Origin of the sequence: Microlunatus sp. GCM10028923, from assembly GCF_042666975.1 — a bacterium.
Lineage (GTDB): Bacteria > Actinomycetota > Actinomycetes > Propionibacteriales > Propionibacteriaceae > Microlunatus.
This window is the reverse complement of sequence record NZ_JBHTFF010000005.1, coordinates 104916-130284: the sequence shown is the minus strand read 5'-3', so window position 1 is coordinate 130284 and position 25369 is coordinate 104916. Positions and strand designations below refer to the sequence as shown.

At 69.3% G+C, this 25369-nt stretch carries 21 protein-coding genes; 16 read left to right on the top strand and 5 right to left on the bottom strand.

The features are described from left to right. Nucleotides 1-748: 748 nt before the first annotated feature. Entirely contained in the window at nucleotides 749-1354 is a 606-nt protein-coding gene (locus ACFQU4_RS13695) for a hypothetical protein (protein WP_377492629.1), read from the bottom strand. On the opposite strand from ACFQU4_RS13695, the gene ACFQU4_RS13690 reads away from it, so the two are divergent. The 14 genes from ACFQU4_RS13690 (at nucleotide 1347) to ACFQU4_RS13625 (ending at nucleotide 19175) form a co-directional block, all read left to right on the top strand. Continuing rightward, nucleotides 1347-1580 carry a hypothetical protein gene (locus tag ACFQU4_RS13690; RefSeq protein WP_377492626.1) on the top strand — a complete coding sequence of 78 codons (234 nt, stop codon included), beginning with the start codon at nucleotides 1347-1349 and terminating at the stop codon, nucleotides 1578-1580. The two genes, ACFQU4_RS13695 and ACFQU4_RS13690, sit on opposite strands and share 8 nt — an antisense overlap. Nucleotides 1581-1757: 177 nt before the next feature. Then, nucleotides 1758-6401 carry a DUF4082 domain-containing protein gene (locus ACFQU4_RS13685; protein WP_377492623.1) on the top strand — a complete coding sequence of 1548 codons (4644 nt, stop codon included), beginning with the start codon at nucleotides 1758-1760 and terminating at the stop codon, nucleotides 6399-6401. Next, entirely contained in the window at nucleotides 6398-7477 is a 1080-nt protein-coding gene (locus tag ACFQU4_RS13680) for a Gfo/Idh/MocA family protein (protein WP_377492621.1), read from the top strand. Before ACFQU4_RS13685 ends, ACFQU4_RS13680 begins: the two co-directional genes overlap by 4 nt. Beyond that, the gene (locus tag ACFQU4_RS13675; protein ID WP_377492618.1) at nucleotides 7474-8481 is read left to right on the top strand and encodes an NAD-dependent epimerase/dehydratase family protein; all 1008 of its coding nucleotides are present in this window, start codon (nucleotides 7474-7476) and stop codon (nucleotides 8479-8481) included. Before ACFQU4_RS13680 ends, ACFQU4_RS13675 begins: the two co-directional genes overlap by 4 nt. Beyond that, complete coding sequence (locus tag ACFQU4_RS13670; RefSeq protein WP_377492615.1) at nucleotides 8482-9630, top strand: DegT/DnrJ/EryC1/StrS family aminotransferase; 1149 nt, start codon at nucleotides 8482-8484, stop codon at nucleotides 9628-9630. It abuts the gene before it with no gap. Continuing rightward, entirely contained in the window at nucleotides 9630-10274 is a 645-nt protein-coding gene (locus ACFQU4_RS13665) for a NeuD/PglB/VioB family sugar acetyltransferase (protein ID WP_377492612.1), read from the top strand. The genes ACFQU4_RS13670 and ACFQU4_RS13665 overlap by 1 nt, the downstream gene beginning before the upstream one ends. After that, nucleotides 10274-11326 (top strand): glycosyltransferase family 2 protein, encoded by a 1053-nt coding sequence (locus tag ACFQU4_RS13660; protein WP_377492609.1) that lies wholly within the window; start codon nucleotides 10274-10276, stop codon nucleotides 11324-11326. Before ACFQU4_RS13665 ends, ACFQU4_RS13660 begins: the two co-directional genes overlap by 1 nt. Beyond that, nucleotides 11323-12792, top strand: coding sequence for an oligosaccharide flippase family protein (locus ACFQU4_RS13655; protein ID WP_377492606.1), 1470 nt, complete (start codon nucleotides 11323-11325; stop codon nucleotides 12790-12792). The genes ACFQU4_RS13660 and ACFQU4_RS13655 overlap by 4 nt, the downstream gene beginning before the upstream one ends. Continuing rightward, nucleotides 12789-13949: a DegT/DnrJ/EryC1/StrS family aminotransferase gene (locus ACFQU4_RS13650; RefSeq protein ID WP_377492603.1), complete on the top strand. Its 1161-nt coding sequence runs from the start codon at nucleotides 12789-12791 to the stop codon at nucleotides 13947-13949. Before ACFQU4_RS13655 ends, ACFQU4_RS13650 begins: the two co-directional genes overlap by 4 nt. Then, on the top strand, nucleotides 13946-15160 hold the full coding sequence (locus tag ACFQU4_RS13645) for a glycosyltransferase family 1 protein (RefSeq protein WP_377492600.1): 1215 nt from the start codon (nucleotides 13946-13948) through the stop codon (nucleotides 15158-15160). Before ACFQU4_RS13650 ends, ACFQU4_RS13645 begins: the two co-directional genes overlap by 4 nt. Continuing rightward, complete coding sequence (locus tag ACFQU4_RS13640; protein ID WP_377492596.1) at nucleotides 15138-16067, top strand: hypothetical protein; 930 nt, start codon at nucleotides 15138-15140, stop codon at nucleotides 16065-16067. Before ACFQU4_RS13645 ends, ACFQU4_RS13640 begins: the two co-directional genes overlap by 23 nt. 2 nt (nucleotides 16068-16069) lie before the next feature. Then, nucleotides 16070-17527: an O-antigen ligase family protein gene (locus tag ACFQU4_RS13635; RefSeq protein WP_377492593.1), complete on the top strand. Its 1458-nt coding sequence runs from the start codon at nucleotides 16070-16072 to the stop codon at nucleotides 17525-17527. Further along, nucleotides 17524-18504, top strand: coding sequence for a glycosyltransferase family 2 protein (locus tag ACFQU4_RS13630; protein WP_377492590.1), 981 nt, complete (start codon nucleotides 17524-17526; stop codon nucleotides 18502-18504). The genes ACFQU4_RS13635 and ACFQU4_RS13630 overlap by 4 nt, the downstream gene beginning before the upstream one ends. Nucleotides 18505-18506: 2 nt before the next feature. Beyond that, a complete protein-coding gene (locus ACFQU4_RS13625) occupies nucleotides 18507-19175 on the top strand; it encodes a hypothetical protein (RefSeq protein WP_377492587.1) in 669 nt (222 codons plus the stop codon). On the opposite strand, the gene ACFQU4_RS13620 is transcribed toward ACFQU4_RS13625, so the two are convergent. From ACFQU4_RS13620 to ACFQU4_RS13610, 3 genes are all read right to left on the bottom strand, one after another. Beyond that, nucleotides 19153-20208: an acyltransferase family protein gene (locus ACFQU4_RS13620; protein ID WP_377492584.1), complete on the bottom strand. Its 1056-nt coding sequence runs from the start codon at nucleotides 20206-20208 to the stop codon at nucleotides 19153-19155. The two genes, ACFQU4_RS13625 and ACFQU4_RS13620, sit on opposite strands and share 23 nt — an antisense overlap. Nucleotides 20209-20348: 140 nt before the next feature. Beyond that, nucleotides 20349-21029, bottom strand: a complete 681-nt coding sequence (locus ACFQU4_RS13615) for a polysaccharide deacetylase family protein (RefSeq protein WP_377492581.1) — start codon at nucleotides 21027-21029, stop codon at nucleotides 20349-20351. Then, nucleotides 21026-21871 (bottom strand): glycosyltransferase, encoded by an 846-nt coding sequence (locus tag ACFQU4_RS13610; RefSeq protein WP_377492578.1) that lies wholly within the window; start codon nucleotides 21869-21871, stop codon nucleotides 21026-21028. The genes ACFQU4_RS13615 and ACFQU4_RS13610 overlap by 4 nt, the downstream gene beginning before the upstream one ends. Nucleotides 21872-21991: 120 nt before the next feature. On the opposite strand from ACFQU4_RS13610, the gene ACFQU4_RS13605 reads away from it, so the two are divergent. Next, a complete protein-coding gene (locus ACFQU4_RS13605) occupies nucleotides 21992-22855 on the top strand; it encodes a hypothetical protein (RefSeq protein WP_377492575.1) in 864 nt (287 codons plus the stop codon). A 339-nt stretch (nucleotides 22856-23194) separates the two neighbouring features. Here the strand turns inward: ACFQU4_RS13605 and ACFQU4_RS13600 are convergent, their stop codons facing one another. Further along, nucleotides 23195-23473 (bottom strand): hypothetical protein, encoded by a 279-nt coding sequence (locus ACFQU4_RS13600; RefSeq protein WP_377492572.1) that lies wholly within the window; start codon nucleotides 23471-23473, stop codon nucleotides 23195-23197. A 292-nt stretch (nucleotides 23474-23765) separates the two neighbouring features. Between ACFQU4_RS13600 and ACFQU4_RS13595 the strand changes: the two genes are divergently transcribed. Beyond that, complete coding sequence (locus ACFQU4_RS13595; protein ID WP_377492569.1) at nucleotides 23766-25364, top strand: DUF4082 domain-containing protein; 1599 nt, start codon at nucleotides 23766-23768, stop codon at nucleotides 25362-25364. The last annotated feature ends 5 nt before the right edge of the window (nucleotides 25365-25369 follow it).

The following is a 25369-nucleotide window of genomic DNA, read 5'->3' as shown; positions in this document are numbered from 1 at the left end:
TCGCGGCCCCCGCCGCGGTCCCCGACCTGGTTCAGGGGTGTGCCCCCTAGCCCCGTCATCCGTCCGTTCGGGCGCGAAAACGCGCTCGACTACAGTCATGTCCCCCCAACTTTCCCCCGAAAGCCCCCGTCCCCCGACGGGTCAGAATCATGCGTGCCAGGAGGTTCGGACGTTCGAAGGCTCAGCCGTTTCGGGCGCGCAGGGCGCGACGCCGAAAAGCTGAGGAACGCCTGAGCGAATCCCCCGAATCTCCAGGCGCATGCAGCGTAACCCGGAATCGGAGCGTGGTCGAGACGTTCTGCCGAATTCCCGTAGAACGGGGAGTCGGCCCGTTTTCAGGAGAGCGTACGGTGGCCGGACGGCCCGGGCACTGAAGGCCCACGGCGTGATCCGTCGGGCATCCGGACGGGGTGGGGGGCGTCTACGGATTGCCCCGCGGTCTCAGCCCGGCCACCGTACGCAGCCTGCGGACTCGTCGAGCTTTCCCGGCCCCAAGGTCCAGCGTGCGCCGTGACGGCGGAGCATGAACAGGGCAAAACGAAACACGTCGAACGGACGCGTTCACCATGGATAGTCCCCCGAGTCTCCATGCGAACCAGCGGTCCAGCCGCCGACTCACAAACTCGGCCCGATCACCTGCGCGATCGTCATCACACGGGTTCCTGGGCCTTGCTGGCTCATCGTACGCAGACCCCAACCGGATCGGCAATCCGGTGACCGCAACCTTTTCGTTATCGATCTCGGCGCCTCACGGGGCGGCGATCGGCACCACCAGCAGGTCGGTCACGGTCCGCCGTGAATAGTCCCTCTCCTCGACAGCCGTGGCTCCCGGGGAGGCGATCAGCAGTTCGTAGCGGAGCCGCAGGGTGAGCGTCCTGGTGCCGGGAGGCAGCGTCGGCAGGAAGAACTCCTGGCCGTACGAGGCCGGGTTCGAGATCAGGAAGCCGGGCACGATCGAAGCCTCGTCGACCACCGGAGCCGGAGCGTCGACAGGTTCGGTGTCGTCCCGGCCGTCCATGCTGATCGTCACCCTGGACAGATAGATCTTCGGTTGGCTGGCCGCGTCCGGGGTGCGTGCCGTGGCGGTGACCCTGAACGGCTTCGTCGCGCCGGCGGTCCATTCCTTGGTCGACAGGGTCGTCCGGTACTCGACCCGCAGCTCGAGGTCGTCGGTGTTCAGGCGGTGGCTGAGTTTGCCCGACTGGAGGTCGTTGCGGACCTTCGTGGGCTTCGGCTTCGGCCCCGGTGCCGCCGTCGTACGGGTGGCGGCTGGGCTCCCGCTCGGTTCGGATCCCTGGACCACCGGGTCGAACTGGCTGCAGCCGGCAACGGCGAGCAGTGCGAAGATGATCATGGATGGCAGCCTGGGCGAGGCCATGGTGATTGCTCCTTCGGCGTCGCGCCGAGTCGGCCCCCCTGACCGACCCGGCGCACACCTGTTCAAGATCATAAGCATGGATTCGGAAATACAGGCGGGAATCGGTGCAAGTGAACTCTTGACCGCGAGCGCGATGAACGCGGCAAGAAGCAAAGATCACGTTTTGGTCACGGTTGGGCTGGCGCTGAGGGTGCCGGGTTAGATTGCGGTTGCTCGGCTGCCGGGGCGTATCGCACGGCCGTCGACGGGGGGAAATCTGGCCCGTTCTACGGGCCGACGGGGGATATCGGGGGAAGTTCTCATGGCACGACCTGTGATTCGCGCATGCCCGAATTCGGTTGGCCGATTCTGGGTGATCGCTCTTGCTCTGGTGCTCGGAATGTCTGTGCTCGCGGTCGCCGCGCCGCCAGCGGCGGCCGCCTGCACGGGAAATACCATCGCGTGCGAGAACCAGAAGACCGGAACGCCGCAGTCGGAATGGGATATCGACGGAATCGGCGACGACTCGATTCAGGGATTCGCGACGAAGATCAGTGTCAACGTCGGTACCCGGGTCGAGTTCAAGATCGACACCGATGCGAGGAATTATCAGGTCAAGATCTATCGGCTCGGCTATTACGGAGGCGACGGCGCCCGTCAGGTCGGTACGGGGACGCTGCGGGCAACGCTCCCGCAGCGGCAGCCGGCCTGCGCGACGGACCCGGCGACGGAGATCTACGACTGCGGCACCTGGGGCGTCTCGGCATCCTGGGACGTGCCCGCGGACGCGGTCTCGGGCGTCTACATCGCCCGGCTGATCCGGACCGACACGCAGGGCGATTCGCACATCCCGTTCATCGTCCGGAAGGACGGCAACACGTCCGACGTGCTGTTCCAGACCTCGGACACGACGTGGCAGGCGTACAACACCTACGGCGGCTCGAATTTCTACTGGGGCAAGGACAACGGGCGGGCGTACAAGCTCAGCTACAACCGGCCGTTCAACACCCGGAACCTGGTCAACGGGCGGGACTTCCTGTTCGCCAACGAGTACCCGATGATCAGGTTCCTGGAGTCCAACGGCTACGACGTTTCCTATGTCTCCGGACTCGACACCCACCTCGATCCCGCCTTGATCACCAAGCACAAGGTGTTCCTCTCGGTGGGGCATGACGAGTACTGGTCAAAGGATCAGCGGGACAACGTCCAGGCGGCGCGGAACGCCGGCACGAACCTCGCGTTCTTCTCCGGCAACGAGGTTTACTGGAAGACTCGCTGGGAGCCGTCGCAGGACGGCACGAATACGGCGAATCGGACCCTGATCTGTTACAAGGACACCTGGGCGCACACCAAGATCGACCCGGTGACGCCGACCGCGACCTGGCGAGATCCTCGCTTCGGCAATCTCGGCCACGGCCCGGAGAATGAGCTCACCGGAACCCTCTATCAGTCGAATTCCGTCGATCTTGCGATCAAGGTCAACGCCGACGAGGGGAAATTGCGGCTCTGGCGAAACACGACGTTGGCCAACCTCTCCTCCGGTTCCACGGCGACCCTGGCCAAGCACACGATCGGGTACGAATCGAACGAGGATCGAGACAACGGTTTCCGGCCGCCCGGATTGATTCGGCTGTCGACCACGGTCGGCCCGACTCCGGAGTTGCTACAAGATTTCGGAAATGTCGTAACGCCCGGTACGACCACGCATCATCTGACTCAATATCGAGCGCCGAGCGGTGCCCTGGTCTTTTCGGCCGGAACCATCCAATGGTCGTGGGGCCTCGACGTCAATCATGACGGCGAGACCGAGCCGGTCGACCCGCGGATTCGTCAGGCGACGATCAACATCCTGGCCGACATGGGTGCCCTGGCGAGCACGATCCAGCCCGGCCTGGTCCGGTCCACCACCTCGACCGATCTGAGCAAGCCGACCAGCACGATCACTGCTCCGGCCAACAACAGCACGCTGGCACACGGCAGCAAGATCACCGTCAAGGGACAGGCGACCGATGTCGGCGGCCGCATCGGCGGGGTCGAGGTGTCGGTCGACGGTGGCCTCAGCTGGCATCCGGCCGAGGGCCGGGAGAGCTACAGCTACACCGGAGTGTTGTCCGGCAGCGGTGCCGGAGCGATCCAGGTCCGTGCGATCGACGACTCCGGGAACATTCAGGCCACCCCGACCAAGATCACCATCAGCGCGGACTGTCCATGCAGCCTGTTCGGCGCGCTGACCCCGACCGCGGCCAGCACCGACGACACCGCCGCGGTCACCCTCGGCACCCGGTTCACGGTCGCCGCCGGGGGCTTCATCACCGGGATCCGGTTCTACAAGGGGCCGACGAACACCGGCACCCACACCGGCACGCTCTTCGACGCCGACGGGGTCGAACTCGCCACGGCGACGTTCCGCAACGAGACGGCGACCGGCTGGCAGACGGTGAACTTCCCGTCGGCGGTCCCGGTCGTGGCCGGCAAGGAGTACGTCGCCGCCTACTTCGCCCCGAAGGGCGGCTACGCGGCTGACCAGCGCTTCTTCTCCTATCGGAGTCACTCCTCGGGCGGGATGACCGCACCGGGCGGCGGCACCGCGAACAACGGTGTGTTCACCCCCAACGACGGCTTCCCGAGCGAGAGCTTCCAGCAGAGCAACTACTACGTCGACGCGCTCTACTCGACCACCGACACCACACCCCTGGCGGTCTCCGCCGTGACGCCGATCGACGGCCAGACGTCCGTCTCGTTCGGCGCCGAGGTGAAGATCAACTTCTCCCGGGACGTGACGCCGTCGTCGGTGGCGGTGACCCTGAAGAACCCGGCGGGAGCGCAGGTCGCCGGGACGCTCACCCACAGCTCGGCCCGGCAGGTCGTCTTCCGGCCGAGCCAGAGCCTGCCTCCGGAGACCAAGTACACGGCGACGGTGACCGCCAAGACCGCCGATGGGCAGCCGATGCCGGCGCCCCACCAGTGGACGTTCACCAGCGCCCAACCGAACGCGACTCCGGGGATCTGTCCCTGCACCCTGTACGACGACGGGACCAACCCGACCGGACCACCGGACAGCGAGAACGCGACGGTCCAGCTCGGTGTGGCCTTCCGGTCCTCGACCGGCGGCGAGATCAGCGGCATCCGGTTCTACAAGGCGCCGGGGAACTCCGGTCCGCACCAGGTCGCGCTGTGGTCGGAGGCCGGCAACCGGTTGGCCGTCGCCACGACCGGCACCGAGAGCACCGCCGGCTGGCAGGTGGCGATGTTCGAGAGCCCGGTGCCGATTCAGGCGAACGCGACCTATGTCGCCTCCTACACCGCGCCGGACGGGGGCTACTCGGCGGAGCCGGGCGGCCTGGGGAGTCTGCGGGTTCGGGAGCCGTTGCGCACCGAAGCCGGGGCCGGCCGCTACCGGTACGGCACCGGTGCGCCCACGTACGCCTCGAACACCAACTACTTCGTGGATCCGATCTTCAACACGGGGGCAGCGGCCAAGCCCGAGGTGGCGTCGGTGTCGCCGGGCCATCAGGCCAGGTCGGTTCCCCTGTCGGCCCAGGTCCGGGTCTCGTTCGCGAGTCTCGTCCAGCCCGGATCGGCGGTGATCAAGGTGCAGCGGCCCGACGGCACGAGCGTCCCGGGGACGACGTCCGACGGCACCGATGGCAACGACGCGGTCTTCCGGCCGAGCGCAGCGCTCGCCGCGGGAACCGTCTACACGGTGATCGTCAGCGGAGCGAAGAGCCCGTCCGGGGCGCCGATGGACGCTCCGCACACGACGAAGTTCACCACCTCCGGGGCCGGTGGCTGCCCGTGCTCGCTGCTGGAGACCAGCACCGTTCCCGCGTCGGCCGACGCCGGCGACAGCGGCGCGGTCACCCTCGGCCTGCGGTTCACCTCGACCGTCGACGGGTTCGTCACCGGGCTGCGGTACTACCGCTCGACCGGCAACACCGGGACCCACAAGGGCTCGCTGTGGTCCGCGGGCGGGGATCGACTGGCCACGCTCACGTTCACGGACGGCCCGCCGGGCTGGCAGGTCGCCGAGTTCGACAACTCGGTCGAGATCCGGGCCGGCACGGAGTATGTCGCCAGCTACTACGCACCGAACGGGCACTACGCCGCGGCCGCCGGATTCTTCGACGAGCCGGTGATCAACGCGCCGCTGCGGTCGGTCGGCAGCGGAGGGGTGTACGGGTACGGCTCGGACCGGTTCCCGAACGCCGGCTGGGGCAACAGCCACTACTACGTCGACGTCCTGTTCGATGACCGCGACGCCGACGCGCCCGCCGTGGCGGAGACGTCGCCGGCCGACGACTCGACCCTGAGCAAGGTCGGCAGTGCCCTGACGGCCCGGTTCCAGCGCGGGATCGACCCGGCCACGCTCCAGTTCAGCCTGAAGGTGACCGGCGGAGCAGCGGTCAGCGGACAGACCAGCTACGACGCGGCGACCCGGACGGCGACGTTCCGGCCGGCCGATCCGCTCGCCTATGCGACCGGCTTCACCGCCACGGTGTCGGCGAAGAGCACGTCCGGGGTGGCCATGTCCGAGCCGCACAGCTGGACGTTCACGACCACGGCCCGGCCGCCGTCCGGGCAGCAGTTCAGCCTGTTCCCGGAGTCGGCCACGCCGCAGCACGCGGCCTGGGACGACACCAGTTCGGCCGAGCTCGGCGTCCGGTTCCAGACCTCGACCGCCGGCGTGATCACGGCGATCAAGTTCTACGCCGGGCCGGGCAACACGGGCGCGAAGGTGACCCTGTGGTCCGCCGACGGTACGCGGCTCGGCGGCGGCACCGCCGACTCGACCAGCGGCACCGGCTGGCGGGTGGTCGCGCTCGACGCGCCGGTCGAGGTGGCGGCGAACACGACGTACGTGGCCAGCTATCTCGCGCCGGCCGGCCGGTACGCGGTCACCAGCGGCCAGTTCACCGCCGAGTACGTGGCCGGGCCGCTGACCGTACCGGCGACGGGCGGCTGCTACCGCTATCCGTCCGGTGTGCCGACCTCGGCCTCCGCGACGAACTTCTGGGTCGACGTGATCATGGTGGTACCGGAATGATCATGGAGACGAACGGGACGCCCCGGGTGGCCGTGATCGGCGCCGGCTACTGGGGGCCGAACCTGATCCGGAACTTCCTCGCCTCGCCCGACTGGGACCTGGTCGCGGTCTGCGATCTCGACGAGGCGCGGGCCCGGCGGGTGATCGGCAACCGGACCGCCGTCGACGTGGAGACGTCGGTGGACCGGCTGCTGGCCCGGGACGACCTGGACGCGGTCGCGATCGCCACGCCGGCCCGGACCCATGCTTCGCTTGCGCTGGCCGCGTTCGCGGCCGGAAAGCACGTGCTGGTGGAGAAACCGCTGGCCGAGAGCGCGGCGGACGCGGTGCTGATGATCGAGAGTGCGCGCCGGGCCGGGCGGGTGCTGATGATCGACCACACCTACTGCTTCACGCCGGCGGCTCGCTTCATCCGGGACACGATCGAGGCCGGCGAGCTGGGCGACGTGCTCTACGTCGACTCGACCCGGATCAACCTGGGCCTGGTGCAGCCGGACGTGGACGTGTTCTGGGACCTGGCACCGCACGACTTGTCGATCTTGGACTTCGTGTTGCCGGGCGGACTGCGGCCGGAGGCCGTGTCCGCGGTCGGCGCAGATCCTCTGGGCACCGGCCGGGCCTGCATCGGCTATCTGACGATGCCGCTGCCGTCCGGCGGTTCGGCGCACGTCAACGTCAACTGGCTGTCCCCGACCAAGATCAGGCAGGTGGTGATCGGCGGCAGCCGGCGCACCCTGGTCTGGGACGACCTCAACCCGCAGCAACGGATCTCGGTGTACGACCGCGGGGTGGACCTGACCGGGCCCGCCGCCGACGTCGGCGAGCGCACGGCCCGCGCGGTGTCGTACCGGATGGGGGACATGGTGGCCCCGGCGCTCGGCGAGCGGGAGGCGCTGGCCTCGATGGTCGCCGAATTCGCCGCCGCGATCGCCGAACGGCGCGAGCCGAGCACCGACGGCACGGCCGGGATGCGGGTGTTGTCGATCTTGGAGGCGACGTCGGCCAGCCTCGCCTCCGCGGGTGCACCGGCTCAGGTGCAGGACCTCTCAGCAAAAATGATCAAGGAGTACGCGTGACGAGCAACCCCAACCAGATCGAGGGATCCGTCGCCCTGGTCACCGGCGGTGCCGGGACGATCGGTTCGACGCTGGTGGACCAGCTGCTGGCGGCCGGCGCGGCCGAGGTGCGGGTGCTGGACAACCTGGTCCGCGGCCGCGAGGCCAACCTCGCCGACGCGGCCACGGATCCGCGACTGACGATGATCATCGGCGACATCCGTGATGTCGATCAGGTGGACGTTGCCATGCGCGGCTGCGATCTGGTCTTCCACCAGGCGGCGATCCGGATCACCCAATGTGCCGAGGAACCACGGCTGGCCCACCAGGTGCTGGTGGACGGGACGTTCAACGTGGTCGAGGCGGCGGCCCGGCACCAGGTGCGCAAGATCGTCGCCGCGTCGTCGGCCTCGGTCTACGGGCTGGCGGACGAGTTCCCGACCACGGAGGCCCAGCATCCGTACCACAACGACACTCTGTACGGCGCCGCGAAGACGTACAACGAAGGACTGTTGCGCAGCTACCACGCGATGACCGGGCTGCCGTTCGTCGCGCTGCGCTACTTCAACGTGTACGGGCCGCGGATGGACGTGCACGGGCTCTACACCGAGGTCCTGATCCGTTGGATGGAACGGATCGAGGCCGGTCAGCCGCCGTTGATCTTCGGCGACGGCAGCCAGACGATGGACTTCGTCTACACCACCGACATCGCCCGGGCCAACGTACTGGCGGCGGTCAGCGACGTCGACTGCGGCGTCTACAACGTTGCCAGCGGAGCCGAGACGTCGTTGCGGGACCTGGCCCTGGCGCTGCTGGCGGCGATGGGGTCGGAGCTGGAGCTCGAGTTCGGTCCGCAGCGGACCGTGAACGGGGTCCGGCGCCGGCTGGCCAGCACCGTTGCCGCCGCGCAGGACCTCGGCTTCGGCGCCGAGATCGGCCTGGCCGAAGGCCTGCGCCGGCTGGTCGGCTGGTGGCGTGCGGAGCGGGCCGCGGCGGCGGCCGGCGACCGGGTGTCGGTGAGCTGAATGACCCAGACCGCGATGTCCCGGATCAACGTGATGATGCCGGAGCTGGGCCAGGCCGAGATCGACGCCGTCACCGACGTGATCAACTCCGGCTGGGTGGCCCAGGGCCCGCGCGTCGCGGCGTTCGAGAACGCTTTCACCGAGCGGTTCTCGGCGGGTCACGCGGTCGCCACCTCGTCCTGCACGACGGCCCTGCAGCTGGCCCTGATCGTCGCCGGGATCGGCCCGGGCGACGACGTCGTCGTGCCGTCGTTCTCGTTCATCGCGACGACCAACGCGCCGCTCTACGTGGGCGCGCGACCGGTCTTCGCCGACGTCGACGTCGTGACCGGGAACCTGACGGCGGAGACGGTCGAGCGCACCCTGACGCCGCGGACCCGGGCCGTGATTGCGGTCGATCAGGGCGGCGTTCCGGTCGATCTTGATCAACTTCGGGACCTCTGCGAGCCGCTCGGCATCCTCGTGATCGAGGACGCCGCGTGTGCCGCCGGCTCGACCTACCGGGGAGAGCCCGTTGGTGCGTCGGCCGTCGTCGCCGCCTGGTCGTTCCACCCGCGCAAGATCATCACCACCGGCGAGGGCGGCATGCTCAGCACGCCCCGGCAGGACTGGGCGGACCGGGCCCGGCGGCTCCGGGAGCACGCGATGGACGTCTCCGCCGCCGATCGGCACGCGTCGGTGCTGGCACCCGCCGAGAGTTACCCCGATGTCGGGTTCAACTTCCGGATGACCGACCTGCAGGCCGCGGTCGGGCTGGTGCAACTGGGCCGGCTGGACGACCTGATCGCACGGCGCCGCACCCTGGCCGCCCGCTATGCCGACGCGCTGGTCGGGATCGACGGACTGCGGCCGGTCGCCGACCCGGAATGGGGAACCGGCAACTTCCAGTCCTACTGGGTGGAGGTGGGCCCGGGCTTCCCGGTCGGCAGGGACGAGTTGTTGATCAAGCTGGCCGAGCACGGGATCTCCGCGCGGCGGGGGATCATGGCGGCGCACCGGCAGCCGCCCCACCGGGAGTTGATCACGGCGCCGCTGCCGGTCACCGAGCGGCTGACCGATCACACGCTGATCCTGCCGCTCTACCACCGGCTCACCGAGGACGATCAGGATCGGGTGATCGGCGTGCTGTCCGAGGCCGGGCGGCGCTGATGCGGGATCTGATCATCGTGGCCGCGAGCGGCCTGGCCCGAGAGCTGATCATGGTGCTCCGGTCCTGCGGTCGGCTGCATCCACGCGGCATCCTCGACGACGACCCGGCGCTGACCGGCAAGGTGATCCACGGCGTGCCGGTGCTCGGCCGGCCGGCCGTGATCCGTGACCATCCGGACACCGCGGTGATCATCGCCGCCGGCCGCGGCCGGGACCGCCGCACGCTGGCCGGCCGGCTGCACGCCGCCGGCGTCGCCGACGATCGGTACGTCTCCGTGATCGACTGTACGGTAGGGGTGCCGGAGAGCTGCGAGATCGGCGTCGGCAGCATCGTGCTGGCCGGCACGGTTCTGACCGCCGACGTCCAGGTCGGCCGACACGTCGTGATCATGCCGCGGGTCACCCTGACCCACGACGTCGTGGTGGACGATTTCGCGACGCTGTGTGCCGGCGTCTCCCTCGGCGGCCAGGTCCGGATCGGTCCGGCGGCCTATGTCGGCATGAACGCCGGCGTCCGGGAGGGCCGGACCGTCGGCGCGAACGCGGTGCTCGGCATGGGAGCGGCCGCGATCCGCGACATCCCGGCCGGCGAGGTGTGGGCCGGCGTGCCGGCCCGGCCGCTCTCCGACAGGACCCGGCCGTGATGACGTTCCTGCGACCGGTGCCGCTGGCCCGGCGACCACGGGTCAGCGTCGTGGTGCCCTGCTACAACTACGGCCGCTATCTGCCGGAGTTGATCACCGGGCTGAAGGCCCAGCCCGGAGTCGACCTGGACGTCCTGATCGTCGACGACGCGTCACCGGACGGCAGCGGCGACGTCGCCGCCGCACTGGCGCACGGCGATCCGCGGGTCCGGGTGCTCCGGCATCCCGTGAACCGCGGCCACATCCAGACCTACAACGACGGCCTGGCCGCGGTGGACGGCGAGTACGTGGTGCTGCTGTCGGCCGACGATCTGCTGCCGCCCGGGGCGCTGGCCCGGGCCGTGGCGCTGATGGAGGCGCAGCCCACCGTCGGCCTCGTCTACGGTTACGCCCGGTCGTTCAGCGCGGAACCGCCGCAGACCTCGACCGCGGTCCGGAACTGGAGTCGGTGGCGCGGATCGAGCTGGCTGGGCTGGTCGATCCGCACGGCTCGGTGCTTCATCTCCTCGCCCGAGGTGGTGATGCGGCGGGCGGCGCTGGAGCAGGTCGGCTACTACGATCCGCGGCTGCCCCACTCCGGCGATCTCGACCTGTGGCTACGGACCGCACTGCGGTGGGACATCGGCCGCGTGAACGGACCGGCCCAGGCGCTCTACCGGGTGCACGACGCGAACATGCACCTGACCACATACGCCGGCATGATCACCGACCTGCGGGAACGTCGCCGCACGTTCGGCCTGCTGTTCGACGAGCACGCGATCGACCGGCCCGACGTGGTGGCCCAGCGACCGGTGGCGCTGCGCGCGCTGGCCCGGGAGTCGCTCCGGCTCGCGCTGCGGGCCCACCGTGATCATGCCGACCGATCCATGATCGAGGAGCATCTCGAGTTCGCGGTGCAGACGTTCCCGAAGATCCGGACCGACCTGCTCTGGCGGCTCTGCCAGGTCGGGCCGCTGAGCCGGCGTTCGCTCCCGGCCGCTCCGGTACGCCGGTTCGCCTCCCGGGTCAGCCACCACCTGTGGTGGCGGCGCGAACGGAGGTACGGGATATGAGTGGCCAACGCGGGCTGAGCCTGTCGAAGACCGATCAAGGCCCTTCGACCGGGTCAGGGCGCGAGGTCCGGCGCGGCCTCGGCTGGAGCACGGTCAGCAACCTGGTGCTCCGGGTCGGCAACTTCGCGGTGAGTTTGATCATGGCCCGGCTGATCGCGCCGGACCAGTTCGGCGTGTTCGCGGTCGCCCTGACGGTGTGGAGCGTGCTCGGCACGCTGGCCGAGTTCGGGCTCGGCTCGGACCTAGTCCGGGCCCGGGACCCGGAGCGCCGGATCCCGACCGTAGCCACGATGGGGCTGCTGACCAGCGGGGCGCTGGCCGCGGGGATGGCCCTGCTGGCCGGACCGCTGGCCGCGGCGTTCCGGTCTCCGGACTCGGCTCCGGTGATCATGGTGATGGCGATCGCATTGGCCGTGTTCGGGTTCGGGATCGTTCCGGCGGCGATGCTGCAACGCGCGTTCCGGCAGCGCACCCTGTTCCTGATCAACGGGGCCGCGCTGCTCTGCTCGTCGGCGACCCTGACCGTGCTGGCCTTGCTCGGTCACGGGCCGATGGCATTGGCGATCGGCCAGGTGACCACGCAGGTGGTCACGGTGCTCGGGCTGTTTCTCGCCACTCGCCTGCGGCTGCGGCTCGGGTTCGACCGCCGGATCGCCGCGGAGTCGGCTGCCTTCTGCCTGCCGCTCGCGGGCGCGAATCTGCTGTCCTGGTTGTTGATCACGCTGGACAACCTGATCGTGGCGCGGGTGCTGAGCCCGTTCGAACTCGGCCTGTACGTGCTCGCGTTCAACGTCTCGTCCTGGCCGATGACCGCGATCGGCCAATCGGTCCGGGTGGTCGCACTGCCCGCGTTCGCCCGGCTGGAGACCCGGGCCGAGCAGGGCCGGGCACTGGTTGCGGCGAGCGGACCCGTCTGGGCGGTCGCGCTGCTGGTCGGGGTCGGGCTGGCGACGCTGGCCGGGCCCGCGATCGGCCTGCTCTACGGGGATCGCTGGCGACCGGCCGCTCTGGCGCTGGGCGGCCTCGCGTTGTTCGGCGCGGTGCGGGTGCTGTTCGACCTGTTCGCCACCTACCTGATCTCGCTCGGCGCGACCCGTCCGGTGCTGCTGGTCCAGGTCGGCTGGTTGTTGATCATGGTGCCGGGCATGGTCGCGGGCATCTCCTGGCTCGGCCTGGCCGGCGCGGGGCTGGCTCACCTGGCGATCGGTCTCTGCTTCGTCCTGCCGGCCTACCTGTTCTGTCTGCACCGGGTCGGCGTCAGGCCGTCCGCGTTGCTGCGGTCCTGCCTCGTCCCGCTGCTGGTGATCATGCCGACCGTCGGGGCGCTGCTCGTCCTGGCCGGACTGGGCCTGCCCGACCTGGCCGTGCTGGCCCTCGGTGCCGCGGTGGCCGCCGGGCTCTATGTCGTCCCGCTGCACCGTTGGTGGTTGCGGCGGATCCGTTCCCTGGAAGGCGTTCGATCATGACTCTGGACGTTCCGCTCGACGCGCCGGCGGTCGACCTCGCCCCGGCACTGCCGGTGCCGTTCCTCGACCTGGCCCTGACCCATACCGAGATCGCCGCCGAGGTGGGCGATCGGCTGGCGGCGATCATGGCCGGCACCTCCTTCGTGCTCGGGCCGGAGGTGGCCCGGTTCGAGGAGGAGTACGCGGCGTTCTGCGGGACCGGGCACTGTGTCGGTGTCGGCAACGGGACCGACGCGATCGAGCTGGCGCTGCGGGCCGCCGGCATCGGGCCCGGCGACGAGGTGATCATCCCGGCGAACACGTTCGTGGCGACGGCCGAGGCCGTGGTCCAGGTCGGCGCGACGGTCGTGCTCGCCGACTGCCGGTCCGATCACCTGATCGATCCGTATCACGTGGTGACCCGGCTGACCCGGCACACCCGAGCCTTGATCGGCGTCGACCTGTACGGCCAGGTGGCCGACTTCGGCACGCTGCGCGCCGCGGTGCCCGACGACGTGCTGCTGTTCGAGGACGCCGCCCAGTCCCAGGGTGCGGCCCGGCTGGGCCGGTCGGCCGGGGCGTTCGGCGTGGCGGCGGCGACCAGCTTCTATCCGGGCAAGAACCTCGGCGCGTACGGCGACGCCGGTGCCGTCACCACGAACCGGGCCGACCTGGCCGCGAACCTCCGGGCGCTGCGCAATCACGGCGGCGTCGAGCGCTACCAGCATGATCAACTCGGCCGGAACTCCCGGCTCGACTCGATCCAGGCCGCCGTACTGTCGATCAAACTGCGCCGGCTGCGCGGCTGGAACGAGCAACGGCAGGCCGCGGCCGCGCGCTACCGGGAACTACTGTCCGAACACCCCGTGGTCGAGCTGCCCGAGGTGGCGCCCGGCAATGATCATGTCTGGCACCTGTTCGTGATCAAGGTGCCCGACCGCGACCAGGTCCTGGCCGAGCTGGCCGCTGCCGGGATCGGGGCCGGGATCCACTATCCGGCGCCGATCCACCGGATCAAGGCGTTCGCGGACCTGTTCGTCGGGGAGCGCTATCGGGAGGCCGAAGCCGCAGCGGAGCGGATCCTGTCGCTGCCGATCTTCCCCGGCATCACCGCCGGGCAGCAGGAGCGCGTGGCCGACGTGTTGATCAAGGCACTGGGCGAACGGAGATCGGGATGACCGGCCGAATGATCAAGGCTGTCGGCAAGATCGTCGGCATCGTCCGCCGGGACGGGATGTCCGGCGCGGCGGCGCGGACCGCGCGGTTCGCGTACCACCGGCTGGGTGCCGGGGCCTGGGAGCCGCTGCTGCTGCCGGAGGACGTGGTCGACTCCCAGCGACTCCGGTTGCCGGTGCCGTTCGCGGCGCCGGTCCGCGGGACCCGGCTGACGATCGGGTGGGTGATCACGCCACCGGCCCTCGGTTCCGGCGGTCACACCACGATGTTCCGGATGGTCGAGGCACTGGAGGCCGCCGGGCACCGCTGCGTGATCTTCGTCTACGACCGGTACTCCGGCGATCTCGATGATCATCGAGCGGTGATCCGGCAGGGCTGGCCGGCGGTGCAGTCCGAGGTGCGCGACGCCAAGCACGGGATCCGCGGGGTGGACGCCGGGATCGCCACCGGCTGGGACTCGGCCCACGTGCTGGCCAGTCGCGGCGTCGGCCCGATGCGGCGGCTCTACTTCATCCAGGACTACGAGCCGTACTTCTACCCGCACAGCCCGGAGTACGCGCTGGCCGAGGACTCGTACCGGTTCGGGTTCAGGTGCATCGCGCTGGGCGACATGGTGGCCACGGCGCTGCGGAACGAGATCGGCCTGGAACCGGACGTGGCGCCGTTCGGCTGCGACACCGACGTCTACCGGCTGCTCCCGGACGAGCCGCGGACCGGCGTGGTCTGCTACGCCCGACCGGGGACGGCGCGTCGCGGCTTCTGGCTCGGCAGCCTGGCCCTGACGGAGTTCCAGCGTCGGCACCACGACGTACCGATCCACGTGTACGGCGACGCGCCGCGGACACTGCCGTACCAGGCGATCCGGCACGGCCGGCTGACCCCGGTGGAGCTGAACTCCTTGTACAACACGTGCATCGCGGGCCTGGCCCTCTCGTTCACGAACATCTCGCTGGTCGCCGAGGAGATGCTCGCGGCCGGCACGGTGCCGGTGATCAACGACAGTCCGCGGGCCCGGGCCGACCTGAAGAATGATCATGCCCGGTGGGCCCGGCCGACGCCGTCCGCGATGGCCGAGGCGCTGTCCATGATCGTCAGCGCACCGGCCGACCCGGTCGAGGTCGCCGCGTCGGTGCGCCGCGGCTGGGCGCCGGCCCAGTCCGGTGTGGTCCGAGTGGTGGAGGAGGAAGTGTATGGACGACAACTCGTCTCCTGAACGTCCGGCGACACCCGATCGTCCGGCGACGGGGATCTACCTGAGTGACGTGCTGGGAATCGTGCGGCGGCGTTGGTATGTCCTGCTGGTCGGACTGCTGCTGGTGGCCGGCGGAGCAGGCGCGGTCCTGCTGAAGTCGCCGGTCAGCTACCAGGCCACCGGCCAGCTGCTGTTGCTGCTGCCGCCGCAGGCCGGCGGCGACAAGCCGATCAATCCGTACCTCAATCTCGATCCGGGACTGTCCACGACGGCCGCCCTGATCGCGTCGACGGTGAATGCGCCCGAGACCCAGCGGGCGGTGGCGGAGGCCGGCCATACCGCGGAGTACTCGATCGCGTTGATCCCGAACACCGGACCGCTGCTGGTGATCACGACCGAGGGGCCGGACCCGCAGCAGGCGATCGCAACTCGGGACGAGGTCATTCGCCGGCTGCAGGGGGAGTTGGACCGGATCCAGAACGAGGAGAACGCGCCCAAGCGGCAGTTCATCCACACCCGCACGAACAGCACCTTCAACGAGGCCGAGGTGCTGACGGGAGATCGCACCCGGGCCGTCGCGGCGGTCGGAGCAGCGGGGATGTTGGCGCTCTTGTTCGTCGTCGTGATCTGGGATCGGGTCGCCGCCCGGCTCCGGTCCCGTCCTCGACCGCGACGCGGCCGCGCGGCCGCCCAAGCGGAACAAGCACCCGAGTGGGACATGGCTTCGGAATCGCCGCGCTCCGAGACCGTCGAAGGGCCGGCCGCATCGGTGATCGATCCGGCCCCGGAAGATGCCGCCGCCGAGGAGTCGGAGCCCGCCGAACCGGAGCCTGAGTCCGCCGAGCCGGAACCCGCCGAGTTGCAGGCCGCCGAGTTGGAGGCCGCCGAGTTGGAGCCGGAGCGGACTCCCGCCGGCCGGCGCTGGTGATCATGATCGCCCGGTCCCGACGTCGGCTCCGGACCTGGCTGGCCCGGATCAGGAATCCCGGGTACGCCGGGCCGGCGGCGATCTTCGTCGTCGGCTACGGCGCGTTGTTGCTGTGCATCCCGGCCCAGCTCGTGATCAGGCCGCTGGGCGCCGTCGGGTCACCGGCCTCGCTGTGGGGGATCGGGGCCCTGATCTGGTGGATCCTGATCACGCTGCGCGGGCACAATCCGGTGCGCGGGCTGACCGGTCTGCGCGTCGGCTTCGGCCTGCTGACGCTGTCCGTCCTGGCCGGCTATGCCGCCGGGCACGTCTCCGGCTGGTACGCACCGCCGAGTATCCGGCAGGTCACCGACGAGTTCTGGACGCTGCTGCCCACGACCGTCACGGAGGTCACCGCGACGATGATCTCGGGCGCCGACCGCGGTCTGCTCGCGTTCGCCGGCTGGCTCGGGATCCTGTTGATCACCGCGGACGGGCTGCGGTCGCGTGCCGATCTGGATCTGGTGTTGCGTTGGCTGGTCCGGTTCGGTGCCTTCGTCGCGGTGCTCGGCATCGTCCAGTACTTCTTCGGGTTCGACATCGCCGGCCTGTTCCAGCTGCCCGGGCTGACCGCGAACTCCGACTTCGGGGCGGTCGACTCCCGGTCGGTGGTGAACCGGGTCGTCGCCACGGCGACCCACCCGATCGAGTTCGGGGTGGTGATGGCCGGGCTGCTGCCGCTCGCCATACACCGGAGTCTGTTTCCGAGCTCACCGACCGGCCACCGGATCATCACCTGGGTGCCGACGATCTTGATCGGGGCAGCCCTGCCGATGTCGGTGTCCCGGTCGGCGATTCTGGCCGCCGGGGTCGCCGGCCTGATCCTGTTCCTCGGCTGGAGCTGGCGCCTGCGGCTGCGGGCCCTGGTGATCCTGCCGTTCGCCGCAGTCGGGATGCGGCTGCTCGCACCGGGACTGATCGGCACCATCCGATCGCTGTTCACGAACCTGGGGAACGATCCCAGCATCTCCGGCCGGACCGACGACTACACGGTCGTGCTGCAGCTCTATGCGGAGAACCCGTGGTTCGGCCGTGGCCTGTTCACGTTCGTGCCCCGCTACTACCGGATCCTGGACAACCAGCTGCTGATGATCTTGATCGAGCTGGGACTGTTCGGCCTGATCGCGCTCGTGCTCGCGATCGGCTCGGCGTTCTTCGGTGCACTGCTGGCCCGGCGGCGGACGGTCGATCCGGCCCTGCGGCACCTGGCCCTCGCCGTCGCCGCCGCGATCTGCGGGATCGCGCTCAGCTACGCGACCTTCGACGCCTGGGGCTTCCCGCTTGCCACCGGGCTCGGCTTCCTGCTCTTCGGCCTGGCGGGCAGCGTGGCCAATCTGACCCGTCCGCAGGGCGACCTGACAACCCGTCCGATCGTGATCTTGCCGCAACGTCGCGGCACGGAAATGGGGACCCGGACATGACTGGTCACGCGAGCGAAAGCGTGGCGATCTGCGTCGTCACCTACAACAGCGCGGCCCAGCTGCAGGGCTTGGTCGATTCGCTTCCCGCCGGCGCGAGCGGCGTGGCCTGGCACCTCGTCGTCGCCGACAACGCATCGTCCGACGACTCGGTCGCGACGGTGCGCCGGCTGGCGCCGGAAGCCACGCTGGTGCAGGTCGGCCGGAACGCCGGCTATGCGGCCGGGGTGAACGCCGCTCTCGCCGCCGCCGCTCCGTACACCGCCGCGTTGGTGCTCAACCCGGACGTGCGGCTGCAGCCGGGCTGCCTGCCGGCTCTGCTGACCGCGTTGCGGGCGCCCGGAGTGGGGATCGCGGTGCCTCGGCTGATCGACGCGGCCGGAGAGTTGATCTTGTCCCAGCGGCGGGAGCCGACCCTGGCCCGGGCCTTCGCCGACGCCCTGGTCGGTGCCGAGCGGGCCGGCCGCACGGTGCGGTTCGGTGAGGTGGTCAGCGATCCGGCCCGCTACGAGCGAGAGGTCGATCTCGACTGGGCCGAGGGCTCAACGCAGTTGATCAGTGCCGAGTGTCTTCGTACCTGCGGATCGTGGGACGAGTCGTTCTTCCTCTACTCCGAGGAGACCGAGTTCGACCTTCGTGCCCGTGATCATGGTTTCGCCGTCCGCTATGTCCCGACCGCGCAGGCCGTACACCTGGAGGGCGGATCCGGGCAGACACCGGCGCTCTGGTCGCTGCTGGTGCTGAACCGCGTGCGGCTGTTCCGGCGCCGCAACGCGCTGCCCCGGACCGTCCTGTTCTGGCTGGCGATCATGCTGCGCGAGGCGAGCCGCGCCGTCCTGGGCTGGCGGACCAGCCGGGCCGCGCTACGCCGGCTGATCGATCCGCGGTCGATCCGCCAGTTGTTCGGCCGGACTGCTGGTCCAGCCGGCTCGACATCCATCGCCAGGTCGACCACGGCCGCGCCACTCGGGGAGTTCTGATCATGTCCGTCGCCAGCCTGCTCCGCAACGCCTTCGTCGACTCGCCGACCTCACTCGGGGCCAAGGCCCGGAGCCGGCGCTGGGAGTTGTTCCGGCAACGGTTCCCCGCGATCGAGGACCTGCGGGTGCTCGACCTCGGCGGGACCGCCGAGTCCTGGCTCCGGTCGCCGGTGCGGCCCGCCCATGTCACCGTGGTGAACCTGTTCGAGCCGGGCGAGAGCAACGACCGGATCACCGCGGTGACCGGCGACGCCTGTGACGCGGTGCGGGTGCTCGAGAAGGCCGTCGGCCACTCCCGTTTTGATCTTGTCTTTTCCAACTCGCTGATCGAACACGTCGGCGGGCACGCCAACCGGCAGCGACTCGCCACCGCCATCCGCGAGCTCGCCCCGTACCACTGGGTGCAGACGCCCTACCGCTATTTCCCGGTTGAACCGCACTGGCTGTTCCCGGGCATGCAATTCCTTCCCGTCGCCGCCAAGAGCAGGATCGAACTGTGGTGGCCGTTCACCCACACGCGGTCGACGTCCATCGAGGACGCGCGCTCCTCGGTGCTGTGGACCGAGCTGATCGGGATCACGGAAATGCGACACTATCTTCCGGGATCGGAGATCCTGCGCGAACGCATGGCCGGATTGACCAAGTCGATCATTGCGGTGCAGGCACCCTGACGGTTTTTCTGGGCAGCCGCGACTTGAGCCGAAGAAAGGGCGTTTCGACGACACGGTAGGACAGCGCCGGGACCAGGAAACTGAGCACGAGAACAACGGGGATGGCCGGAATCCACTGGGGCAACGCGAATCCGGCGAGTGCGGAAATCGGTGGGTTCCAGAGATAGATGCCGTACGAGCGTTTCCCGATCCACACCAGCGGCGGGGTGCCGAGCACTCGTGCCGTCGCTCCTTGTGGGCCTTGCACGACGATCGTGATCATGACCGCCGCCGCGACGGCCACGGCCAGGAAGCCGCCGTAGCGATAGAACGGAGAGGTCAGCGTGTCCGGCAGCACGACGAACGCGACCAGGAACAACGTCGCCGGAACCGCGCAGACCTCGCGCAGCGGCAGCCGATAGCGAACCAGCACCAGCGCGAGCACGCAGCCGATCAGGAGATCGGAGGCTCTGGTGTCCGCGGCGTAGTGGACGCGTTCGACCGGCCAACCGGCCAGGGTCACCGTGAGCCGGTAGACCACGGCGAGCGCGGCTACGGCCGCGATGATCGGAAGTCGGAATCGCTTGGCCCTGACGGTTACCAACAGCAGCACCAGCGGCCAGACGATGTAGAAGTATTCCTCCACCGACAGGGACCAGGTATGCGTGAGCGGCCCGAGATGGTGACCCGAGGCCATCACGGGCGAGGAGATGTAGGCGACCGCGGCGAACACCGCGAACAGGCTTTCTCGTTGTCTTTCGCCGTCGAGGAGTAACAGGTAGGCGACGGTCAGGGGGATGGCGAGGGCGAAGAGCGCCGGCAGTAGACGCAGGGCTCGGCGCAGGTAGAAATTCCCGAAGGAGATCCGGCCGGTGCGATCGAGTTCGGCCACGAGAATCCGCGTGATCAGGAATCCGCTCAGGACGAAGAACACGTCGACGCCGACCCCGCCGCCCGGAAACCAGAAGATCAGGGTATGGAACAGTACGACCGCCACTACGGCGAGAGCCCGTATCCCGTCGAGCGGCGGCAGATATCCCCGATCTACCCCCATGCGCGGAGCCTATCCCTGAATATTCGGTTCAACGGCCAAACGCGAAAACCATGAAGAGCGGCGCTCTGATGGGGAAGAAGAAGACCCCCACTCCTTCCCAGACTGGCGTGGGGGCCTTCCGACTTGGGGCGGCCGGTGCTTCAGGAGGCGAGGCGGGGCGCGGGCCGGTTGCTCTTGTAGAACGTCGCGGCGCGGCTTCTTATTCTCCGGGCCAGGGGTCGCGGGCCGAGGAGTTCCCGTTCCAGGGATTCGACGGTGTCGCCGGACCGAACGGTGTAGCGCGCCTGCAGCCAGGACCGGGCCTTCGCCGGGGCGCGGTCGCTGGTGAAGACCCGGCGATAGCCGAGGGTACGGAGGCGGGCGAGGACCCTGCGGTCATAGCGGCCCAGCGGCAGCGCGGCCTGGGTGATCCCGTGCCTGGACGCCTCGGCCAGATCGGCTCGAGCCAAGATCAACTCGCGGTCCAGGTCATGATCATCGAGATCGCGCCACGGGCGATGGGTCAGCCCGTGGCTGCCGATGGTCAGGCCGGACCGGCCGAGCTCGCGGACGTCGGCGCGGCTCAGACTGCCCGGTTGATCGAGCCGTCCGGCGAGCGGAAAGACCGTCGCGGTCAGACCACGACGGAGCAGGCCGGGCAGGCCGATCTCGAGGTCGGAGGCGTTGCCGTCGTCGAAGCTGATCCGCACGTCCGGTCGGGATCCGAAACGATCAAGGACGTCCTCGTACAGCTCCGCCTCGATCCAGTAGCCCGCCTCGTCCGGCTCCAGCTCGCGCTGCGGGGTGCCGATCCCGTGGAAGCAGAGGTTGATGATCATCATCGGTCGCCGCTGTTCCAGGCAGTGCCGGCGGCCGCGCGGCGGGCCAGCACGGCGGCGATCACCGTGACCGCGGCATAGACCGCGCCGGCCGGAGCGAGCCGGGGCTCGGGCAGCACCACGTCGCGCAGCCAGGCCCAGCGGTCCGCCGGCCGTACCGACACCGGAAGTTGATCATCACTGCCGGCCCGGCGCAGGTCGGTGTTGCCGCGGCGGACCCTGGACAGCCGGTTGATCAACTGACCGGTCCGCTGCGGGGTGGCCACCTCGACCGTCGTGTCGAGGCGCAGCTTCTCGCTGTCGTCAAAGATCGAATCGAGGAACAGATCGTCGGCGATCACGTCCGGGAAGCGCTCGAACCGGGTCCGGCCCCGCCCGGACAGCGCGATCACACCACGGCCGAAGAGCCCGCTGTGATACGCCGGAAGCCTTTGATTGATGGCGAAATAGGACCGAATCGGCCACGGCCGGCCGGTCAGTTGAAGGTGCCGGTGCGGCACCGCTGCGCGCGGCGGACCCTGCGGCGGCAGCGCCCGGTCCAGCTGGGCCAGGTAGTCCGGCGGCAGCAGGATGTCGGCGTCGAGATAGACCCGGCGGAAGCCGTGGGCGGCCCGGTCCGCGGCGTTCAGCGCGGCGGTCTTGCCAGGTTGCGGCAGGTCCAGCACGGTCACGCCGCGGTGGCCGCGGGCGACCTCGACGGTGGCATCGCTGCAGCCGTTGGCGGCGACGATGATCTCGTACGGGGGAGCGTCCCGCTGCGCCCCGATCGCGATCAGGCAGGAGCCGATCACCGCAGCCTCGTCATGGGCCGCGACGATGATGCTGATCAAATTTTCCGTCGTCACCAGCTCTCCCCCCGAGTAGCGTGACGCGCTATCGAGACCACGATAGTGCCCACCGAACCGACCCGTTCGGAAATCACGGAATCCCTGCTAGGACGAGACGTTCGACGTATCGTCGGAGGCGTGGCCGAGGGTGCCGGACTCGAGGTCCGCCCGATCACCGCGGAGGATGTCGACCAGGTCGCCCGTTTCCTCGCCGCGGAGCTCAACGGACGCCTCTCCGCAGAGACCTGGGCCGCGGCGGTCGTGCCGCCGTGGCCGGTCGACGCACCGAACCACGGGTTCCTGCTCGCCGACTCGGGCCGGGTGGTCGGCGTCCAACTCGCGATCTACTCGGAGCGGATGATCCTGGGCCGGGCCGAGCGGTTCTGCAACCTCGCTGCCTGGTGCGTGCTGGACGACTACCGGCTGCACGGAGTGCGGCTGCTCCGCTCGGCGCTGGCTCAACCCGGCTACACGTTCACCGACCTGTCGCCGAGCGGTTCGGTGATCGAGGTGAACCAGCGGCTGAAGTTCACCGAGTTCGACACCACGTCGGTGCTGCTGCCCAACCTGCCCCGGCGGACTGACCGCACGATCGCGATCACCGCGGACCCGGTCGCGCTGGCCGAGGCGCTCAGCCAAGCTGATCTTCGGCTGCATCTCGATCATCGCGGCTGCCTCGCCGCGCGCCAGGTCATGATCAGCCACGGCGACGACACCTGTCTCGTCGTCTACCGGCGGGACCGGCGGAAGCGGATCTCCGCCTTCGCCTCGATCCTGTACGCCAGCCGACCGGAGCTGCTGCGGCGGGCCCTGCCGGCCCTGCGGGCGTACCTGCTCCGGAAGGACCGGCTGATCGCGACCCTGGCCGAGGTGCGCCTGGTCGGCCGGCCGGCGGGCGCGGTCGATCTGCCCGGGACGCGCCGCAAGATGTTCCGGTCCGACGACCTGACGGCCGACCAGGTGGACTACCTCTACAGTGAGCTGACCTGCGTGCCGTGGTGAGACCCGGCCGGCGACACACTTACCGTCACCGCGGGCCGCACCGGCTGCGGGCAAGCTCGTGATCGTCGAGCCATCGCACGAGGCTCTCGCCGGAATCCGCCGCTCGAAATGGAGGTCAAGGCGTCTGATCGGCTGGCGTGGTCGGTGCTCAAGCCTCGGGCCGTAGCGTGTCACAAAACTGCAATGCAACGGCCTCAGAAAGCTCTGAAACCGATTGCAAATGGCGTTGCATTGCGGATTTGTGACACCAGCCCAGCGCGACCTCCTTCCCTCGCCCAAGAACGCGGAATCCCGGTTGGCGTGCTGGCCCGACGGCGCTCGACACGACCAACTCGGCCTTCACCACTCCGGCAGGGCGTCGTCTCGCATCGACTCTCCGGGGCGCATGACCGGGGCATACTGCCAGCCATCTGGCATTGACTTGCCGTCCGGGATGAGACTGGGCCGGCCGAGATTGGCCAGAGCCTCCTGTGCGAGCTGTTCGGCGCGCGCCTCGGTCAGTTCCTCGCCGTGGTGCAGGAACGGCTCGTCGCTGGTGTCGAGCCCGGGCTCGCCGTGCAATTCCTCGCCATCACTCCTGCTCCTGCAACGGGCTCCGGTCCGCAGTGTGTTGATCATAAAAGGGGTTCCTCCTCTTGGACGCCCCGGTTGCCAAGATCACGAGGGCCCGTTATCGTGCCGTTATATTCCGGACTTGATCGTACGAGCCGATCGGGACCGGGGCTCGTGTTCCAGTTGTGGGGGCTTCACAACTGACAGCTGAAAGCGTCGAACCGGGGTCGCCCCGGCGGTGCCGCATGCTGTCGAAGAAGGGGAAGGCCTCATGTCGGCTCGATCTGCTGTTCCACGCCGATCCGCCAGCGCAAACCGATCCACCCACTCACACCGCTCCACCAGCTCACGCCGGTCCGTGCGCTCCCTGTTGGCCCTGGCCGGCCTGCTCGGCGCCAGTGCCGGACTGTTCATCATCAGCACGGTCGCCGCTGTACCCGCCGACCGGGCCGCCGAACCCGCGACCGCCCTGCCGGCCGCCGGCTCGGGCGAACACCCGTCCGATGGGTCGCCCGACGCGGCCGACCGGAAGCACACCGAGCAGCCGACGTCGGACCACCCGCGGACCGATCGGCCGAGCGCCGATCATGATCGCTCCGGTTGGCACCATCACGGCTCCGATCGCCGCATGGCTCACCTCGACCTCGGACTCCGGTTCACCGTCTCCGCCGACGGCTCGATCGTCGGATTGCGCTACCTCCGCGGCGCGGAGTCCACGACTCACCGCGGCACGCTCCGCGACGAGGCCGGCAAGCCGCTGGCCCGCGTCGAGTTCCGCGCGGGCAAGCCGGGCTGGCAGTACGCAAAGTTCGACCGGGCCGTCCAGGTCCGGGCCGGGCAGACGTTCCTGGCCACGATCCGCGCCGGCTTCCGTACCGACGAACAACGCAGCGCGATCATGGCGCTGTTCGATCAGGGTCGGCTGGACACCGGCAAGCTCGAGGACGCGGCCGCCGTGCTGCGGATCCGCGACGACTGGCGCACGGTCGGCTCCGACCGGACCAAGTCCGGCGTGCAGCCGCTGATCCGTGCCACGAAGCCCACTCCGCCGAATCCGGCTCCCTCGCCGAAGCCAACGCCTTCGCCGAAGCCGACGCCGGAGCCCACCCCGACCCCCGTACCCACGCCGACTCCGAAGCCGACTCCGGCTCCGACGCAGCCGAGCGATCCGCCGTCCGGCGAGTTCCCCGGCCCGGACAACACGGGTGTGCCGGCCGGAACGAAGCTCACCGCCTACACCGGACCGAAGACGATCACCCAGGCCGGCACGGTCATCGACGGCAAGACCGTCGACGGCTCGTTGATCATCAGGGCCGCGAACGTGACCGTGCGCAACTCGGTGATCAACGGCACCATCGCCACGGATGAGAATTCGTCCGGTTTCTCGTTCACGATCGTCGATTCCGAGGTTCGGGTCGGGGACCGGGAGGGCACTGGGATCGGTGCGGTGAACTTCACGGTGCTGCGGGTCGAGGTGACCGGTGGTAACCGGTCGATGAACTGCTGGAAGAACTGTGACATCCGTGCTTCGTACGTGCACGGGCAGTTCAAGGACGAGACCGGTGTCGCGCACGAGTCCGGGATCCGGATGGGCGCCGGCGGCAAGATCATCGGCAACACGATCATCTGCGACGCTCCCGACGTCCCGCCCGACGCCGGCTGCTCGGCCAGCCTCACCGGGTACGGAGACTTCGCCGCCGTCCGGGACATGGAGATCCGCGGCAACCTGATCGGCGCCACCACCGGCGGCTTCTGCGCCTACGGCGGCAGCTCCGGCGGCAAACCGTTCTCCGACGGAGCCCAGAACATCCGGTTCATCGACAACACGTTCCAACGCGGTAGCACCGGCAAGTGTGGTTTCTGGGGTGCGATCACCGACTTCGACTCCAGCGCCCCTGGCAATGTCTGGGAGGGCAACGTTTGGGACGACGGGAAGGCCGTCGCGCCGTCCAACTGATCGAC

Excerpts from the sequence above, each read along its gene's own strand:
- ACFQU4_RS13690 (WP_377492626.1), top strand. The coding sequence starts at position 1,347 with ATGATCATGGATGGCAGCCTGGGCGAGGCCATGGTGATTGCTCCTTCG.
- ACFQU4_RS13695 (WP_377492629.1), bottom strand. The coding sequence starts at position 1,354 with ATGATCATCTTCGCACTGCTCGCCGTTGCCGGCTGCAGCCAGTTCGAC.
- ACFQU4_RS13685 (WP_377492623.1), top strand. The coding sequence starts at position 1,758 with ATGTCTGTGCTCGCGGTCGCCGCGCCGCCAGCGGCGGCCGCCTGCACG.
- ACFQU4_RS13680 (WP_377492621.1), top strand. The coding sequence starts at position 6,398 with ATGATCATGGAGACGAACGGGACGCCCCGGGTGGCCGTGATCGGCGCC.
- ACFQU4_RS13670 (WP_377492615.1), top strand. The coding sequence starts at position 8,482 with ATGACCCAGACCGCGATGTCCCGGATCAACGTGATGATGCCGGAGCTG.
- ACFQU4_RS13665 (WP_377492612.1), top strand. The coding sequence starts at position 9,630 with ATGCGGGATCTGATCATCGTGGCCGCGAGCGGCCTGGCCCGAGAGCTG.
- ACFQU4_RS13660 (WP_377492609.1), top strand. The coding sequence starts at position 10,274 with ATGACGTTCCTGCGACCGGTGCCGCTGGCCCGGCGACCACGGGTCAGC.
- ACFQU4_RS13655 (WP_377492606.1), top strand. The coding sequence starts at position 11,323 with ATGAGTGGCCAACGCGGGCTGAGCCTGTCGAAGACCGATCAAGGCCCT.
- ACFQU4_RS13650 (WP_377492603.1), top strand. The coding sequence starts at position 12,789 with ATGACTCTGGACGTTCCGCTCGACGCGCCGGCGGTCGACCTCGCCCCG.
- ACFQU4_RS13645 (WP_377492600.1), top strand. The coding sequence starts at position 13,946 with ATGACCGGCCGAATGATCAAGGCTGTCGGCAAGATCGTCGGCATCGTC.
- ACFQU4_RS13640 (WP_377492596.1), top strand. The coding sequence starts at position 15,138 with ATGGACGACAACTCGTCTCCTGAACGTCCGGCGACACCCGATCGTCCG.
- ACFQU4_RS13635 (WP_377492593.1), top strand. The coding sequence starts at position 16,070 with ATGATCGCCCGGTCCCGACGTCGGCTCCGGACCTGGCTGGCCCGGATC.
- ACFQU4_RS13630 (WP_377492590.1), top strand. The coding sequence starts at position 17,524 with ATGACTGGTCACGCGAGCGAAAGCGTGGCGATCTGCGTCGTCACCTAC.
- ACFQU4_RS13625 (WP_377492587.1), top strand. The coding sequence starts at position 18,507 with ATGTCCGTCGCCAGCCTGCTCCGCAACGCCTTCGTCGACTCGCCGACC.
- ACFQU4_RS13620 (WP_377492584.1), bottom strand. The coding sequence starts at position 20,208 with ATGGGGGTAGATCGGGGATATCTGCCGCCGCTCGACGGGATACGGGCT.
- ACFQU4_RS13615 (WP_377492581.1), bottom strand. The coding sequence starts at position 21,029 with ATGATGATCATCAACCTCTGCTTCCACGGGATCGGCACCCCGCAGCGC.
- ACFQU4_RS13600 (WP_377492572.1), bottom strand. The coding sequence starts at position 23,473 with ATGATCAACACACTGCGGACCGGAGCCCGTTGCAGGAGCAGGAGTGAT.